This is a genomic window from Nostoc sp. C110 (assembly GCF_043099725.1).
GTDB classification, from domain to species: domain Bacteria; phylum Cyanobacteriota; class Cyanobacteriia; order Cyanobacteriales; family Nostocaceae; genus Nostoc; species Nostoc muscorum_A.
Genome location: NZ_CP171148.1, coordinates 1,779,999 through 1,796,964, shown reverse-complemented (window position 1 = coordinate 1,796,964; position 16,966 = coordinate 1,779,999). Strand labels below are relative to the sequence as shown.

17 protein-coding genes are annotated in these 16,966 nt (G+C 40.7%); 14 read left to right on the top strand and 3 right to left on the bottom strand.

Annotated elements, in window-relative coordinates; all coding sequences use genetic code 11:
* Positions 1–9: 9 nt before the first annotated feature.
* From ACFFRD_RS13335 to ACFFRD_RS13320, 4 genes are all read left to right on the top strand, one after another.
* Positions 10–225, top strand: coding sequence for a type II toxin-antitoxin system HicB family antitoxin (locus ACFFRD_RS13335; RefSeq protein ID WP_392481913.1), 216 nt, complete (start codon positions 10–12; stop codon positions 223–225).
* A 409-nt stretch (positions 226–634) separates the two neighbouring features.
* A complete protein-coding gene (gene ada, locus ACFFRD_RS13330; RefSeq protein WP_392481912.1) occupies positions 635–1,720 on the top strand; it encodes a bifunctional DNA-binding transcriptional regulator/O6-methylguanine-DNA methyltransferase Ada in 1,086 nt (361 codons plus the stop codon).
* A complete protein-coding gene (locus ACFFRD_RS13325; RefSeq protein WP_392481911.1) occupies positions 1,704–2,342 on the top strand; it encodes a DNA-3-methyladenine glycosylase family protein in 639 nt (212 codons plus the stop codon). The genes ada and ACFFRD_RS13325 overlap by 17 nt, the downstream gene beginning before the upstream one ends.
* 61 nt (positions 2,343–2,403) lie before the next feature.
* Positions 2,404–3,384 (top strand): DMT family transporter, encoded by a 981-nt coding sequence (locus ACFFRD_RS13320; protein ID WP_392481910.1) that lies wholly within the window; start codon positions 2,404–2,406, stop codon positions 3,382–3,384.
* Positions 3,385–3,479: 95 nt separating this feature from the next.
* On the opposite strand, the gene dapF is transcribed toward ACFFRD_RS13320, so the two are convergent.
* Positions 3,480–4,319, bottom strand: coding sequence for a diaminopimelate epimerase (dapF, locus tag ACFFRD_RS13315; RefSeq protein ID WP_392481909.1), 840 nt, complete (start codon positions 4,317–4,319; stop codon positions 3,480–3,482).
* A 69-nt stretch (positions 4,320–4,388) separates the two neighbouring features.
* On the opposite strand from dapF, the gene ACFFRD_RS13310 reads away from it, so the two are divergent.
* A complete protein-coding gene (locus tag ACFFRD_RS13310) occupies positions 4,389–4,613 on the top strand; it encodes an RNA chaperone Hfq (RefSeq protein ID WP_190937039.1) in 225 nt (74 codons plus the stop codon).
* Between the two features lie 87 nt (positions 4,614–4,700).
* Here ACFFRD_RS13310 and ACFFRD_RS13305 read toward each other — a convergent pair whose 3' ends face one another.
* Positions 4,701–5,903, bottom strand: a complete 1,203-nt coding sequence (locus ACFFRD_RS13305) for a 3-dehydroquinate synthase (protein ID WP_392481908.1) — start codon at positions 5,901–5,903, stop codon at positions 4,701–4,703.
* Between the two features lie 475 nt (positions 5,904–6,378).
* Here ACFFRD_RS13305 and ACFFRD_RS13300 point away from each other — a divergent pair, with 475 nt between their 5' ends.
* From ACFFRD_RS13300 to ACFFRD_RS13260, 9 genes are all read left to right on the top strand, one after another.
* Complete coding sequence (locus ACFFRD_RS13300) at positions 6,379–7,260, top strand: EboA family metabolite traffic protein (protein ID WP_392481907.1); 882 nt, start codon at positions 6,379–6,381, stop codon at positions 7,258–7,260.
* Between the two features lie 131 nt (positions 7,261–7,391).
* Positions 7,392–8,300: a TatD family hydrolase gene (locus tag ACFFRD_RS13295; protein WP_392481906.1), complete on the top strand. Its 909-nt coding sequence runs from the start codon at positions 7,392–7,394 to the stop codon at positions 8,298–8,300.
* 87 nt (positions 8,301–8,387) lie between these two features.
* Positions 8,388–9,320: a UbiA-like protein EboC gene (eboC, locus tag ACFFRD_RS13290; protein WP_392481905.1), complete on the top strand. Its 933-nt coding sequence runs from the start codon at positions 8,388–8,390 to the stop codon at positions 9,318–9,320.
* Between the two features lie 147 nt (positions 9,321–9,467).
* The gene (eboE, locus tag ACFFRD_RS13285; RefSeq protein WP_392481904.1) at positions 9,468–10,694 is read left to right on the top strand and encodes a metabolite traffic protein EboE; all 1,227 of its coding nucleotides are present in this window, start codon (positions 9,468–9,470) and stop codon (positions 10,692–10,694) included.
* A 15-nt stretch (positions 10,695–10,709) separates the two neighbouring features.
* Complete coding sequence (locus ACFFRD_RS13280; protein WP_392481903.1) at positions 10,710–12,083, top strand: alkaline phosphatase family protein; 1,374 nt, start codon at positions 10,710–10,712, stop codon at positions 12,081–12,083.
* Between the two features lie 204 nt (positions 12,084–12,287).
* Positions 12,288–13,781: a catalase gene (locus ACFFRD_RS13275; RefSeq protein WP_392481902.1), complete on the top strand. Its 1,494-nt coding sequence runs from the start codon at positions 12,288–12,290 to the stop codon at positions 13,779–13,781.
* Between the two features lie 89 nt (positions 13,782–13,870).
* A complete protein-coding gene (locus tag ACFFRD_RS13270) occupies positions 13,871–14,080 on the top strand; it encodes a hypothetical protein (protein ID WP_392481901.1) in 210 nt (69 codons plus the stop codon).
* Between the two features lie 134 nt (positions 14,081–14,214).
* A complete protein-coding gene (locus tag ACFFRD_RS13265; RefSeq protein WP_392481900.1) occupies positions 14,215–14,490 on the top strand; it encodes a type II toxin-antitoxin system VapC family toxin in 276 nt (91 codons plus the stop codon).
* 133 nt (positions 14,491–14,623) lie between these two features.
* Complete coding sequence (locus ACFFRD_RS13260; RefSeq protein WP_392481899.1) at positions 14,624–14,896, top strand: hypothetical protein; 273 nt, start codon at positions 14,624–14,626, stop codon at positions 14,894–14,896.
* Between the two features lie 235 nt (positions 14,897–15,131).
* Here the strand turns inward: ACFFRD_RS13260 and ACFFRD_RS13255 are convergent, their stop codons facing one another.
* Positions 15,132–16,676 carry a tetratricopeptide repeat protein gene (locus ACFFRD_RS13255; protein ID WP_392481898.1) on the bottom strand — a complete coding sequence of 515 codons (1,545 nt, stop codon included), beginning with the start codon at positions 16,674–16,676 and terminating at the stop codon, positions 15,132–15,134.
* Positions 16,677–16,966 lie beyond the last annotated feature (290 nt).

Below are 16,966 nucleotides of genomic sequence, written 5' to 3'. Positions count from 1 at the left end.
TGAGTAAATATGAAATATACAATCGTTATTCAGTGGTCTGATGAAGATGAGTGTTTTGTTGTGAGTCTTCCTGAATGGGGATTTTGTCATACTCACGGAGATACTTACGAAGAAGCTTTCAAAAATGCTCAAGAAGTTTTAGAAATGCTGATTGAATCATCTTTGGCAGACGGTCAACCTCTACCAGAGCCAAAAACACTAGAAAAGTCGTTAAAAGTAGCATAATTTTAAAGTGCGTAGTTTACTGCCGTAGGCATCGCTTGACACTCAAGACAGTCGCTACACAGCTATTCATTTCAAAACTGCTGTATAAACAGACTTTTAAAATTGCTCAAGAACTTTTAGATATATTGAATGAATCATCTTGAGCAGATATTCATGGTGAACTGTTACCCACACTGAAAACACGAGAACAGTAAAAAGTAGCAAAACTCCAAAAAAGCGATCGCTAAACATCTACCAAAATAATCCTAAATTCTCGAAAATTACGCACCCAGAACACCGTCTAGCCGTAGTTGCAGTAAACAAAGCCGACTTTGATCGCAACAATCAGATAGAAAGTGGTTTTCAATCCACTTAGTCTAGTGTTAGCAGCTTTGTACATAGCGTAACAGAAAGGGCAGAGGTGGCATGAATGCAATTACAACAGACACAACTTTTTGAGGAAACCCTCTGGAAAGCCGTTCTCAATCGAGATCCCACAATTGATGGCAAGTTTTTCTACGGTGTTCGTTCCACAGGCATTTATTGCCGACCTATTTGCCCTAGTCGCAGACCAAATCGCAATCAAGTTTGTTTCTTCCAGTCGATACAAGAGGCTCAAAGCGCAGGTTTTCGACCTTGTAAACGCTGTCAACCACAATTTGAAACAGTTTCAAATCCAGCCAAAGCGAAAGTCTTAGCAGTATGTCGATACATTGAAGCACAAAGCGATCGCATCCCCACCCTCTCAGAATTATGCTCTCAGGTGGAAATGAGTCCTAGTTATTTGCAAAAGCTATTCAAGCAAATAATTGGTGTATCCCCTTTCCAATATGCAGATGCGCTGCGTACCCAACGATTGAAGCAGCGTCTCCAGTCAGGGGAGGAAATTGCTCATGCAGTTTACGACACGGGGTATGGTTCAAGTAGTCAAATTTATGAGAAAGCACCAAATCAACTGGGAATGACACCAAAAATTTACCAACAAGCTGGAAAAACAATCAGCATTGTCTATGCGATCGCTCCATGTCCGTTAGGATATTTACTGGTGGCAACAACAGACAAGGGGATTTGTGCCGTTAAACTAGGTGATGAAGCAGACAAACTTGAACACATCTTGAATCAAGAATTTCACCAAGCGCACATCATACGTGATGACCACATACACAAAGAATGGATACAGGGAATCCTCGACTTAATTGCGGGAGATGAAACACAGCTCGATTTACCACTGGATATCCGTGGAACAGCATTTCAGAAACAGGTTTGGCAAGTATTACAAAAAATTCCCTATAGCGAAACTCGTACCTACACTGATATTGCCCATGATATTGCCAAACCCCAAGCAGTCCGGGCGGTGGGAAATGCTTGTGGAGCTAACCCGATCGCAGTGATTATACCCTGTCATCGGGTGCTGCGGAGTGATGGCAGTCTTGGTGGTTATCGCTGGGGGATTGAGCGCAAACAAAAACTACTTGTACAAGAATCGAAATCGATCAAAGATGACTCAAATACCTGAACTAGAATCATTGACTGAAGAAAGTCTCACCCGTGGTTTAATGGTGCTTGCCAATCTTGACAGCGATTTGGCTCAGATTTTAGAAACACTCGGGCCTCCACCAATATGGTCAAGAGAACCGGGTTTTGCAACGCTTCTGTGCATAATTCTGGAACAGCAAGTTTCCGTAGCAGCTGCAAGGGCTGTATTTAACCGTCTATGTGGGGTTATTGTACCGCTAACGCCAGAAAATTTTCTGACATTGGATGATATTCAATTAAGAGGGATTGGATTCAGCCGACAAAAGATTCTATACTGTCGTGGATTAGCGAATGCGATCGCTTGCGATCAGCTTGACCTCAGCAAGCTGGAAAGAATGGATGAAACTACTATCAGAACTGAGTTAAAGCATCTCAAAGGTATAGGAGACTGGACAGTTGATATTTATTTACTCATGGCGTTGCAACGTCCTGATGTCTTTCCTAAAGGCGATTTAGCGATCGCGATCGCTTTGCAAAAAATCAAAAACTTGGCGACACGTCCAACACCAGTTCAGCTGGAAGCAATGACACAGCACTGGCGGCCGTGGCGAGCAGTTGCGGCAAGACTTCTATGGCACTATTACCTAAGTAATCCCAAATAATTGCTCCTTCTCCCTTGGCGCACTTGGCGACTTGGCGGTTCGTATAATAAATATAAACTAAATGGCAGAAAACCAATTAAGCCTAACACCAGAAAAGTCTGATAAAACTTTAAACATCCTGCCGATAATCATAGTAATAATTGCACTATTAGCTTTATCTTCAACAGCAATATTTATTAAAATTGCTCTTAGAGAAATGAGCGCTACTGCTACATTATTTAATCGTTTATGGATAGCGACTATTATCTTTGGATTATGGAGTGGAATTAACCAAGCACGAACTCAGATTAAAGATGATAAACCTGTATTACCACAGCAACCTTATCCAATCAAAGAGATATCGTTTTTAATCGCAGTTGGTCTAGTTCATGTATTAGGGCGATTATCTTGGACTTGGGCGCTAACCCAGACGGGTGCTGCTAATGCTAATGCATTAGGTAGTCTTAATCCGCTATTTACTACATTAGGAGGATGGCTATTTTTTAATCAGATTTTTGGGCGCAAATTTATCATCGGTCTGATATTAGCCATAATCGGCGCGATCGCAGTTGGATTTGAAGATTTATTACGTTCTAATAATAATTTTACAGGTGATGCTGTTGCCTTAATATCGTCGATATTTTATGCAGCAAACTTTTTACTAATCGAGCAAATCCGCAATAAGTTTTCAATTATTACTATCCTTCTGTGGCGCTGTGTCATCGCAACTTCATTGATGATTCCAGTAGTGCTAATCTTTGAAAAACAACCTTTGCCAGTTTCTTTGTCAGGGTGGTTAGTAGTATTTGCACTAGCTGGTATTTGCGAATCCTTGGGTCATGGGCTAATTGTATACAGCCTGAAAACTTTTTCTTCAGGATTCATCTCTTTACTTTTGTTACTCAATCCAGTGATTGTTGCTATTCTTGCTTGGATACTTTTCTCGGAAAACTTGAGTATTTTTAACTTGCTAGGGTTGGCTCTAATTGTCGGGGGTATATATCTAGCAATTTCTAATAAAGAATCTGTGCAATCTAAAGTTAATACCCATAGTGAATCTTAAAAAGTTCGTAGTAAGGACTTTAGTCCTGATTTATTAAGCACTAAAGTGCTTACTACAAACCTCGAAATACTTGAGTAATGCCAATGAGAAGCTGGTTACAGTTTACCAGTGAATACCTTTTGGGTCGGGCCTGTCATGTAAACCCGTTGGTCTACTTCTGACCATTCAATTTGCAAGGGACCACCAGGTAATTCTACAGTGGCGGTGCGATCGCATTTCCCAGTTAACACACCAGCCACTAAAGAAGCGCAAGCACCAGTCCCACAAGCTAATGTAATTCCAGCACCCCGTTCCCACACCCGCATTTTCAAATAGTCAGGGCGCACCACTTGAATAAATTCGGTATTTATGCGTTGGGGAAAAGCTGGGTGATGCTCAAATTTCGGGCCTATGGTTTCTAGTTCAATTGCTGCTACATCTTCCACAAAGGTAATGCAGTGAGGATTTCCCATATTTACACAAGTTACTTCCCAAGTTTTCCCCGCCACCTCCAACGGCTGAGAAATGACTTTTTCTTCAACAGATGCAAGAGTGGTAGGAATTTCGCCAGCGAGTAATCTGGGTAAACCCATGTTTACTTTAACTAGACCATCAGATAAGAGTTGGGGAGTCATTACACCACCCAAAGTATGAATGCGATATGAATCTTTATTCCGGGATTCACCTTCTAAATCTGCCAAAAAGCCAGCTAAACAGCGAATGCCATTGCCACACATTTCTGGTTCTGAACCATCAGAATTAAAAATCCGCATGGTGTAGTCAGTGCCGTTTTCTCCAGGTAGGGCAAAAATTACACCATCAGCACCGATACCAAAATGGCGATCGCACAACTGGATGGCTTGCTCTGGAGTCAATACGGGCAAAGATGACGAGCGATTGTCAATCAGAATAAAATCGTTACCCAGACCATGATACTTAGTAAATTCGATTGCCATTTTCTCAAGGATGAATTATCAAGGATTAGTTACTCTTTATTTTGCCTTGTACGTTCATCTTTACTAAAAATGCTTACCGAATTTGACACCACTTTACCCAGTATTAGACAAGTCCAAAACCTGATTAAACAAACAACGCCAGTTGAGTTAAAGCTGGTAACTCAGGATGTACTCACAGGAAAGGTTGTATGGCAAGATCCACAGTGTATCTGTATTGCTGATGAAAACAGTCAGCAAACCACCGTTTGGAAACAAGCGATCGCATACATCAAACCGAAAACAAGTCAGGAATAGAATTGTGCTTGCGATCGCTATAAAATTTTGGTTAGCGATCGCTTGTTTGTATGCAATCCACTCTAACTTCCCTTCCACGAGATAGAATCAATGCGAGAGTTGCCAATCTTGCAGCATCAAAATAGCATCTCTATACAAAGACAAATCCACCTGGTGGACTTCTATTCCCTGCCCAATTCCTTCTAGAAGAGTGATTGTTAAATTTCCTCCCAAGTGTTCGCGGAACTCGGTAAGCCCCCTAAATAGACAATGGGGATGGTCTAGTTGATCTAATTGCTCTGTAAGTGCCGATACATACAATGTAAACCCCAACTTATTGAGTGTATGTAGAATACTTTGCCACTCAGATTTCAAAAGTTGACCTGTTAAATATGAATAGGTCGTATCCAAAGCAATACCGATCGCTACAGCTTCACCGTGACGTAAACTGTAATTAGTTAAATGCTCCAGTTTATGAGCAGCCCAGTGTCCAAAATCCAAAGGACGCGATGAACCCATTTCAAATGGATCGCCGCCACCAGCAATATGCTCCAAATGCAACTGCGAACAGCGATAGATCAGTCTTTCCATTATGTCCATATCCCGATTAGCCAATTTATCGGCATTAGTCATGATGAAATCGAAGAAATCTGCATCTTTAATCAGCGCTACTTTCACCGCCTCTGCAATACCCGATCGCCAATCTCGATCGTCAAGGCTAGTCAGAAAATCAAAGTCATTTAAGACAGCATAAGGCGGCATGAATGTACCCAAAAAGTTTTTCTTGCCGAAAGCATTGATTCCGTTTTTTACCCCTACACCCGAATCGTTTTGCCCTAATACTGTTGTCGGTACTCGTAGTAGCCGAATTCCTCGATGAGCCGTTGTTGCTGCGTATCCTACCATATCTAGGACGGCTCCACCTCCAATTGCTAAAACGTATGAGTGACGGCACAATCCAGCTGCATTGATTCGCTGATGAATTTGCTCTATAAATCTAGAATCGTTCTTAACTCGTTCTCCACCAAGAACTACTATTGGCTCACCGCTCAGTGTTAATACATCTTCATAATACTGAGCATAGACTGATAATTTTTTTAGTAAGCCATCTTGGTACTGTAAAAATCCTCCATCTACTACAGCTAGTACTTGCTTTGGGGTTGTTTCCCCATCTGCGGCAATCACTTGTGCAAATAAAGGATTATCTAACTGAAATAGACCTCTCGTGAAGTGAACATCATAGTTGAAGGTAACGCGGACACATTGGTTAATTGGTTGCAGATTAAGAGCGGTTTTTTGTTTAATAGCCATTTAAAGTATTATTATTTTTTAGTGACTGGGAATATATGCACTAATGCAATTACAATTTAGACTACATTCAAGATAGTAAGTCATCAAATACTTTAGCATTTAGATGACTTTTTAAACAGTTGAAATCATTAGATTAATCATAATTCTAAATTGCAGTTATCGTGTTAAACAAAGCTGAAAATAACATTAATTTACAACTTTATTGATGCCTATCGTTTATATCTTAAATTAGCAATGGATATTCTTATTTATATAAAATTTTAATTTTTTTACGTAAGTTAATTCTAGAGTTTATCTAATTAAAATAGGATCTTTACAATATCTTCTCTAAAACCGGGAAAACTTTATAGATTCAGTAAAGTTAGGAACTCAGTAGTATATTATTAGCTGTTTTAAACACAAAGTATCAAGTTTAGTGGTAGATTTTATACTTAGTTGTCACAAAAAAGTTGGGCAACTTCTCCTGAAATTTATCATGAGTAAAGTAAACAAGTTACTGCATCACTGGTTGTTAAAGTCTGTTTCAGATAAAGCTTTTGCTTGGCTGGAGCAGAAGCAGGCACAAATTTCTAGCGGCGCTGCTGAAAGAATTTTTTTCACGGCATTTAGTGCTGTACCGCGTTATCTAGGTAAACAGGATTTGCAGCTAACATTCCAGGACTTGGAAGCAGCAGAAGATGTGATTCCCGGTTGGTATCCTGGTAATTGGAGTGTAGATCAAGCAGGTCGCACACTCTTGCTTCTAGCTTTGCCCCACGATGATGCCCAGGGGTATGTGCGATCGCTCGATCAAGTCTTCTCCACTGCTGATATGGGAGAGTTAGTTGCTCTTTATCAAAGTTTGCCGCTGTTAGCACATCCAGAGTTACATCGCCATCGCGCTGCTGAGGGAATTCGCAGCAATATGAGTAATGTATTCCAAGCCATAGCACTACGTAACCCTTATCCAGCGAATTATTTAGACAATGCTGCTTGGAACCAGATGGTACTGAAGGCTGTGTTTGTCAGCAGTCCTTTGCATCTAATTTGGGGACTAGACCAACGTGCTAACCCAGAATTAGCGAAGATGTTAGCAGACTATGCCCATGAACGTTGGGCAGCTAAACGCTCAGTTACGCCAGAACTTTGGCGACCTGTAGGGCGGTTTGCGGATAGTGCGATCGTTACAGATTTGGAAAAAGTACTGGCTAATGGGGATACAGCCGAACAAGAAGCCGCAGCGTTAGCTTGTGCTGAGTCTCCTTTACCCCAAGCGCAAGCATTACTTTCTCGTTACCCAGATTTACAGTCATCCATTCAACAAGGTAATCTGACTTGGAACAATTTTAGCCGTGATGCCTGCGGCAAGCTGCGCTAACGCCTCTTTGTTTACAAATAAAAGGGAGTGGCGAGTGGGGATGAGGGAGAAATCAATTCAAAATTAAAGTACTTCTGCCTCCTGCCTTCTGCCTCCTGCCTCCTCTTTCCCAATGCCCAATCATTAAAACCATGATGTATATCGATCCTCACATTCACATGTGTTCCCGTACTACTTACGATTACTTAGTAATGCGGGAATATGGCATTGTCGCCGTTATTGAACCAGCCTTTTGGTTAGGACAACCCCGAACGAATGCTGGCTCATTTAAAGACTACTTCAGTAGTCTTGTCGGCTGGGAACGCTTTCGTGCTAGTCAGTTTGGCATCCAACACTACTGCACAATCGGACTAAATCCGAAAGAAGCTAACAATGAAGCGCTAGCAGATGAAGTTATGGAACTGCTACCACTTTATGCCTGTAAAGAAGGAGTTGTTGCCATTGGTGAAATTGGCTATGACGACATGACAGAAGCAGAGGATAAGTACTTTTGTCAACAGTTAGAATTAGCCAAAGAACTCGATACGTTGGTACTAATTCATACTCCTCACCGTAATAAGAAGGCGGGTGCTAGTCGGAGTATGGATCGCTGTATTGAATATGGCTTAGATCCTTCACAAGTAGTTATCGATCACAACAACGAAGAAACTGTTGAAGAAGTATTAGGACGAGGTTTTTGGGCAGCTTTCACGATTTACCCACAGACGAAGATGGGTAACGCCCGGATGGTAGAAGTTGTCCGTAAGTATGGATGCGATCGCATCATTGTAGATAGTAGTGCTGATTGGGGTATTAGCGATCCTTTGGCAGTCCCGAAAACGGCTCAGTTGATGTTAGATAGGGGTATTCCTGAAGAACATGTGCGAGCAGTTTGTTATGAAAATGCTCTAGCTGCTTACAGTCAAACTGGGCAGATGAAAGCTTCAGATTGGCTCAATCCTCAATCTATCGATCAACGTCAAATGTTCAGTGGTAATTCTGTGCTACGGGGACAAGAACCAGGAATCAAATCAGTTGCAGATTTTGTGTTGATTGAGTAAAAAATTGGCAGTGAGGAGTGTATAAATATCTGGTTAATCTGTAATATGCGGTTTATTTTGAGAAATACTAGGCACGGAGGCAGATAAGTGAATGTTGCAAGCTTAAATTTTCAAAGTTGGCGGGGTTATCTGGAATTGATGCGTCCTGCTAATATTGTTACTGCTTGGGCAGATATTCTTCTAGGTTTTGCTGCTTCTGGTTCTGGAATTATTTTTGCTCAATTAATGAATGGAGAAGCAAGTTTTTCCATACTAATTCCATTAGCTTGGTTGTTATTGGCTACAACTGGCTTATACGGTGGCGGTATAGTTTTTAATGATGTTTTCGATGCAGAATTAGACGCAAAAGAACGACCAAATAGAGCAATTCCCAGTGGTCGCGTATCTCGTCAAAATGCTACTTTATTGGGGAGTATACTGTTTACAATCGGGATTATAGCTGCTTTTCAAGTATCGTTGTTGAGTGGTGCGATCGCTATTTTTATCACTCTTTCATGCCTCCTCTATAACTCACTCGCCAAACATCATCCTTTTTTCGGCCCTTTAAATATGGGTTTGTGCCGTGGCAGTAACTTATTATTAGGCGTAAGTGCTGTACCAGAAATAATCGGAGAACGTTGGTATTTAGCACTGATTCCTGTTCTTTATATTGCTGCTATCACCGCAATTAGTCAGGGTGAAGTTCACGGTGGTAAGAAGATTACGGGAGTACTTGCGCTACTGCTAATTGCAATAGTTTTGACGGCAGTTTTAGCTTTAGGATTATTAGAAGAGTATACAGCGATCGCAGCTTTACCATTCGCTATTTTCCTGGCTATCAGAATCTTGCCTAACTTTATTAAAGCAGCGCGGGAACCGATAGCTGAAAATATCAGAAATGCTGTGAAAATAGGTGTTTTATCTCTAATAGTCTTAGATGCAACCATTGCATCTGGTTTTGCTGGTTTGTATTACGGTTTATCCGTTCTAATCTTGCTACCAATTTCGATGAAGTTAGCAAAAGTATTTGCTGTTACTTAAATTTGAATGTATACATCCAGTAATACCATTAATCGGCTATAGGGGCGCATAGATGTGCGCCCCTACCCATGAATATGTAGCAATTATTTTGTGAAATAGTTTAAGCCAAAGAAAAGAGATTACATATACAAAGGATAGAGCTAGAAAATGAAAATTACAAAAAACAATAATTTTCACTTAACTTATTGCAGTAATATTCATCCTGGTGAAAGTTGGCTAGAGGTTTTCGCCAATTTAGAGAAGTATATTCCCGAACTCAAATCACGTTTATCGCCTACAGAAGCTTTTGGTATTGGCTTGAGGTTAGCAGATGTTGCTGCAAAAGAACTTTTAGAAAGTAATAACTTGGTTCAATTCCAAGATTGGCTGACTCAACAAGATTTATATGTTTTCACCTTAAATGGATTCCCTTATGGCGGATTTCATAGACAGGTGGTAAAAGACCAAGTTTATGCACCAGATTGGTCTACAAAAGAACGGGTTAATTATACATTAAACTTGGCACACATTTTAGCTAGTCTCTTACCTCAAGGGCTTGATGGCGGAATTTCTACACTACCATTATCCTATAAACCTTGGTGGGTAAAAGACCAAGCAACTTTCGAGACTGTTCTGAAAAAGAGTTGTTTGAACATAGCATCAGTTGTTGTAGAAATGATTCGTATCGGTGAAGAAACAGGCAAGATACTTCATATTGATTTAGAACCTGAGCCTGATGGTTTAATTGAAAATACTTCAGAAGTAGTTGACTTCTATCAAAATTGGTTATTGCCAATCGGTGGTAGTTATTTATCAGAAAAATTAAATATTGAACAAGATTTAGCAGAGACTAAATTGCTAGAACACGTTCGGCTTTGTTATGATACCTGCCATTTCTCAGTTGAATATGAGCAGCCAGCTTCTGTATTTACACGTTTGCAATCGGCAGGAATTAAAATTGGGAAAATTCAAATCAGTGCTGCAATTAAAGTAAAAATACCTGCTGATGTTGAGAAGCGTAGTTTGATAGTTGAACGTTTACGTCCTTTTGCAGAATCTACCTATCTTCACCAGGTAATAGAATGCCGTAGCGATGGTACACTCCATCACTATCCTGATTTAATAACTGCATTACCACATTTAGAGGAATCTTTAGCTGAAGAATGGCGCACTCACTTTCATGTCCCAATTTTCATTCATGATTATCAAATTTTGCAATCTACCCAAGATGATATTGCTACTGTTTTACAGCTACTTCAGACAAATAATGCTTGCTCCCATTTAGAAATTGAAACTTACACTTGGGATGTATTGCCGTCAGAAATGAAGATAGATATGCTGACTTCTATTCAGCGTGAATATGAGTGGATATTAAAAGAATTCGTCGCAAATTAAGAAGAAACTAAGTTTATGAAAAAAACAGTTGTTCTAAATGTCGTGGGATTAACGCCCAGTTTACTAGGAGAAAACACGCCGTTTTTATCTTCTTGGGCTGATAAAGGGCAAGTGGCTCCCATTAAAAAAGTTCTACCTGCTGTAACTTGTTCGGTTCAAGCTACTTATTTAACAGGAAAATTGCCTAATGAACATGGAATTGTCGCTAATGGTTGGTACTTCCGCGATGAATGTGAGGTGAAGTTTTGGCGACAATCTAATAAACTAGTACAAGCTCCCAAAGTTTGGGAAATAGCTAAATCACTTGACCCAACTTTCACTTGTGCCAACCTTTTTTGGTGGTACAACATGTACTCTTCAGTAGATTATGCCATTACGCCACGCCCAATGTATCCCGCAGATGGGAGAAAATTATCTGATATTTATACCCATCCTAGTGATGTGCGATCGCAAATTCAATCTGATTTAGGAAATTTTCCTCTGTTCGATTTTTGGGGCCCAAAAACTACCATTAGTTCTAGTCAATGGATTGCCAATTCAGCAAAATGGATTGAGGAACGTTACAGCCCGACATTATCACTAGTTTATTTACCACATTTAGATTACTGTCTGCAAAAATTTGGTAACAATCAAACACAGATTCAAGCAGATTTGCGAGAAATTGATGCTGTTTGTGGTGATTTAATTGAATATTTTCAAGCACGTAATACTCAAGTAATTATTCTTTCTGAGTATGGCATTACCCCAGTTTCTAAAGCTGTGGATTTGAACCGCGTATTACGGCAAAACGGTTTAATTGCTGTGCGGGAAGAATTAGGGCGAGAACTGCTCGATTTTGGTGCTAGCATTGCCTTTGCCGTTGCCGATCACCAAATTGCTCATGTATATGTGAACGATCCGGCGTATATCCCGAAAGTGCGATCGCTTTTAGAAGCGACTGAAGGCGTAGCGCAGGTATTGGATGAAGAGGGTAAACAAGCCTACCATCTCAATCATCCTAGATCGGGTGAGTTGGTAGCGATCGCACAATCTGACGCTTGGTTTACCTATTATTATTGGCTCGATGATGCCAAAGCGCCTGATTTTGCTAGAACTGTAGATATCCACCGCAAACCTGGTTACGATCCTGTAGAACTTTTCCTTGATCCGCAAATTAAATTTCCTCAAGGAAAAATTGCTCTCAAGTTACTTAAGAAACAATTAGGTTTTCGCTACTTAATGGATGTAATTCCTTTGGATGCTTCCCTGGTGCGTGGCTCTCACGGTAATATCACCACTTCCCCAGATGAAGGGCCTCTATTTATTACCCATCAAACTCACCTAGTTGATGAACATCAAATTGAGGCGACAGATGTTTGCTCGTTGATTCTCAAACATTTAAATACCTGAAAGGCAGTATAGAGGCGATATATCGTCTCTGCATCTTACCAAAATACAAAAAAATTCCTTGTAATTCATAATCATATCGAGTATGATTTATATACAAACTCGTAATGACTATGAATTAGATTGTTCTATCAGTAGGTATCCATCTACTGACTAAAATGTACTGTGGGCAATCTGAGTAACTTACATGGAGAGCTTCTTTAACCCATGACTGAACCCCAAAACTTGACAACTGCTGACGGTATTCCAGTTAGCGATAACCAGAACTCACTTACAGCTGGAGCGCGTGGCCCTGTATTAATGCAGGATTTCCACCTCATAGAAAAGCTGGCTCATTTCAACAGAGAACGTATTCCTGAAAGAGTTGTTCACGCTAAAGGTGCGGCTGCTCATGGTACTTTGACTATTACCAATGACATTACCCGCTACAGTAAAGCCAAACTTTTTTCTGAAATTGGCAAGAAAACGGAAGTTCTCTTGCGCTTTTCGACAGTTGGCGGAGAAAAGGGTTCAGCAGATGCCGAGCGTGACCCTAGAGGTTTTTCCCTCAAGTTTTATACTGAGGAGGGTAACTGGGATCTTGTAGGTAACAATACCCCTATTTTCTTCATTCGCGACCCTTTGAAGTTTCCTGATTTTATCCATACCCAAAAGCGCAATCCCCAAACCAATTGCAAAGACCAGAATGCAAAGTGGGATTTTTGGTCACTCAGTCCAGAATCGCTTCACCAGGTGACGATCCTGTTTTCAGATCGGGGAATTCCCAAAACCCATCGACACATGGATGGCTTTGGTAGCCACACTTTTAGTTTAATTAATGCTGAAGGCGATCGCGTTTGGTGTAAATTTCACTTTAAGACTCTGCAAGGGCATCAAACTTTGACAGAGGAAGAATCGGCTAAGATTAAGGGCGAAGATCCCGATCATGCAACTCACGATTTGTTTGAAGCGATCGCTAACAAAGACTATCCTAAGTGGCGGATGTGTATTCAGGTGATGACTGAAGAGCAAGCGGAAAAACATCCTGATAATCCTTTTGACTTGACCAAAGTTTGGAAACAAGGAGAATATCCTTTAATTGAAGTCGGGATATTAGAGTTAAATCGTAACCCTGAGAATTATTTCGCTGAAGTAGAGCAAGCCGCTTTTAGCCCTAGTGCGGTGGTTCCTGGCATTAGTTTCTCTCCAGACAAAATGCTGCAAGCTCGAATTTTTTCTTACCCAGATGCTCAACGGTATCGCTTGGGTGGTAACTATCAGCAACTACCCGTTAACCAGCCCAAATGTCCAGTGATGCATTATCAGCGAGATGGCTTTATGGCACCGGGGAACAACGGCGGTAGCGTTCCTAACTATGAGCCGAATAGTGCTGAGGGTACGCCCAAAGAAAATCCAGCTTATGCAGAACCACCTAGTCATTTGGGCGATGTCACAGTCGATCGTTACAGTCATCGTGAAGGAAACGACGATTATACCCAAGCAGGTAATCTGTATCGGTTACTAACTCCTGAACAGCAAGAGCGTCTTGCTAAAAATATTGTCGGTAGTCTCTCTCAAGCAAGGGAAGACATCCAAATGCGCCAACTTTGCCACTTCTTCCGGGCAGATATTTCTTATGGTCGTCGTGTAGCTGAAGGATTGGGCATTTCAATCGATCCATCAATGTTTTCTCATGATGCTCAACCTGTAGGTAACTGGTAGGCCTTATCCAATTTTGTGGGGTGGGCATCTTGCCTGCCCTAAAGCAAATTCATTTGATTAACTTACAAAATAAATGGAGCTAATTAAACATGAAATTAACAGCAACAGAAAAAGGCTTATTAATCCCTAAAGAACTCTTAGGAGAAAACCAAGAGTTTGAGATTATTCAAAAAAATGGAAAAATTATTATTACTAGCATCAAACAAACATCTTCTATTTGGGATTTAGGTTCAAATCCTGTGGAATGTGATGTAACAGATGGTGCAATTAACCACGATCGCTATCTCTATAACCCGTGAGAAATATCTACTTTTTAGATACCAGCTATATTTTAGCTCTGGAAATCAAAAATGAAGATGCTCATCAAAAAGTATTACAAAATTGGGCTAATTTAATAAAATCAAAACTTTTTTAATCACAACAACATACGTTTTTGATAAAGTTGTTACTTTTTTTTAATAGTCGAAACCTTCATTATAAAGCAGTTGAAGTTGGTAATAGTTTATTAGAAAGTCCTGATATAGAATTAATCGAAATCGATCGAACTCTATTTAATCAGGGATGGGAATATTTTCAAAAGCATAAAGACAAATCTTATTCTCTCACTGATTGTTTATCATTCATCGTTATGCAACAACGAGAGATTGTTACAGCTTTAACCTTAGATAATCATTTTTATCAAGCTGGATTTCAAATTTTACCATCATAAATTAAGTATAAAAAACAAAGATATATTTACTATTTTATTCTGAATTTAATAATCTCTGACAAAGTAGAGTCAAAACTACTTGTAGTTAGATCGCTGATTTTTCAAAGAAATCAAGGATCTGGAATTGCTGTAGGTGAATAGTGGAAAGGAGTTCAGAGACTCATTAATGGAGCTAAAAGACTCATTAATGGAGTTCAAAGACTCATTAATCGAGTTCAAAGACTCTTTAATGGAGTTCAAAGGCTCATTAATGGAGTTCAAAGGCTCATTAATGGAGTTCAAAGGCTCATTAATGGAGTTCAAAGACTCTTTAATGGGGTTCAGAGGCTCATTAATGGAGCTAAAAGACTCATTAATGGAGCTAAAAGACTCTTTAATGAGGTTCAGAGGCTCATTAAATAGATAAACAATAATATTTACAGTAATTGCGATCGCACCCTTCGCAAAGCATATCGTAGAGAAGTAGTTTTAGGTTGTGCGATCGCATTATTTTGCTTGACTACATTTGCAATGACATTGTGTAATTAATTATCTTGCCTACTTATTAGACTGGGATGTGAATCCCAAGCGGGTAATGCAACCGATGCAGATTACCTAAATTACTGAAACCAACGCCAGACAAAAGCAACCATTCTCCTGAATCAAGGCTGACGATTCCGCCGCAAGTATTCCAGATTTTCACGAATGTTTATTGTATTGGGATGATTTGCCCCCAACAGTTTTTCAGCGATATCCAAAGCTTGGATATACAAAGGTTCGGCATCGTTGTACCTTCCCTGAGAATCGTAGAGTAATGCCAAATTGTTCAGGTTTTGTGCCACATCTGGGTGTTCATGCCCTAGCAGACGTTTCATCATCTCTAAAGCTTGGATGTACAAAGGTTCGGCTTCACTGTCCCTTCTCTGGAAATAGTAGAGTTCTGCCAAATTGTTCAGGCTATTTGCCACATCTGGGTGTTCATCCCCCAGCAGGCGTTTTTTCATCGCCAAAGATTGGATGTACAAAGGTTCAGCATCGCTGTACTTTCCCTGTGAACGGTAGAGTGCCGCCAAATTGTTCAGGGTTTGTGCCACATCTGGGTGTTCATCCCCCAGCAGGCGTTTTTTCATCGCCAAAGATTGGATGTACAAAGGTTCGGCATCACTGAACCTTCCCTGTGATTTGTAGAGTAATGCCAAATTGTTCAGGTCAATTGCCACATCTGGGTGTTCATCTCCCAGTAGGCGTTTGTCTATCTCCAAAGCTTGGATGTACAAAGGTTCGGCATCGCTGTACCTTCCTTGTGAATAGTAGAGTAATGCCAAATTGTTCAGGCTAGTTGCCACATCTGGGTGTTCATCCCCCGGCAGGCGTTTATACATATCTAAAGCTTCGATATACAAAGGTTCAGCATCGCTGTACTTTCCCTGTGAACGGTAGAGTGCTGCCAAATTGTTCAGGGTTTGTGCCACATCTGGGTGTTCATCCCCCAGCAGGCGTTTTTTCATCGCCAAAGATTGGATGTACAAAGGTTCGGCATCGCTGTACCTTCCCTGTGAATAGTAGAGTAATGCCAAATTGTTCAGGCTAGTTGCAACATCTAGGTGTTCATCCCCAAAACGTTTTCTTGTAGAAGATAAACATTGTTCGCGCCACGGTAAAGCTTGCACGTAGGCTCCTTGACCTTGGTAAAATCTACCCAAGCCCAAAAAAGGCCAGATTAAATCATCATCACTTAACCACGCTTGGTAAACTGTGGCAGCTTCCCCAAGGTGAGGGATGGCAAGAGTTACTTTAGCAATTTCTATCAATGTGGGTGTGTTAGGAATATCTTTTGCTAAGGCTACCATTGCTTGACAATAGCCACGCTTGAGTTCATCTGCTTCCGCCAAATATTCTAACTTCTGCTGCAATAATTCCCGAATGCGCTCATGGATTTGGTAGGTATCCTCTGCTAATTCTTGCAGCAAATAACGCTCAACTAAAATAGTGCGGTTAGCTTTTAAGTCAAATTCCAAATCGCTAGAACTTGCTGCTGATTCTACCAAAGACCAAGGGATAGGAGCCAAAGCAAACAAACTCAACAGACAAGCCAATTTTTGCGCTTCTGGTTCCAAGCTTTGCCAATTCAACTCAAAAGCTGCTGCTACACCAGACTCGCCTGCTGATGCTTGCTTTTGTAGCTGTGCGAGAATGTCTGCTAGCATGATTCGCTCCCTGGCTCTTGCCGCAGTCCTGCTATTAGGTAAAGTCCAACAGGTACATAATTCACAAATTGGGTGCGACACGATGGCGCACGAAGGGTTGGAAGCCCCTATATACAAAGCTTCCAAAAGATGAGTGAGGAACCGATTCCTCCAGTCCAGTGTCCAGGACTGTTCCTAACCTTCCCATGCACCACTGGTAACGGTGGTGTGTGAAGCGGAAAGTAAAGCCCAAGGGAGCATTTAGCCTAAAAATGTAACCGGGCAAAGGAAAGATTGGATGGGTGAATGTA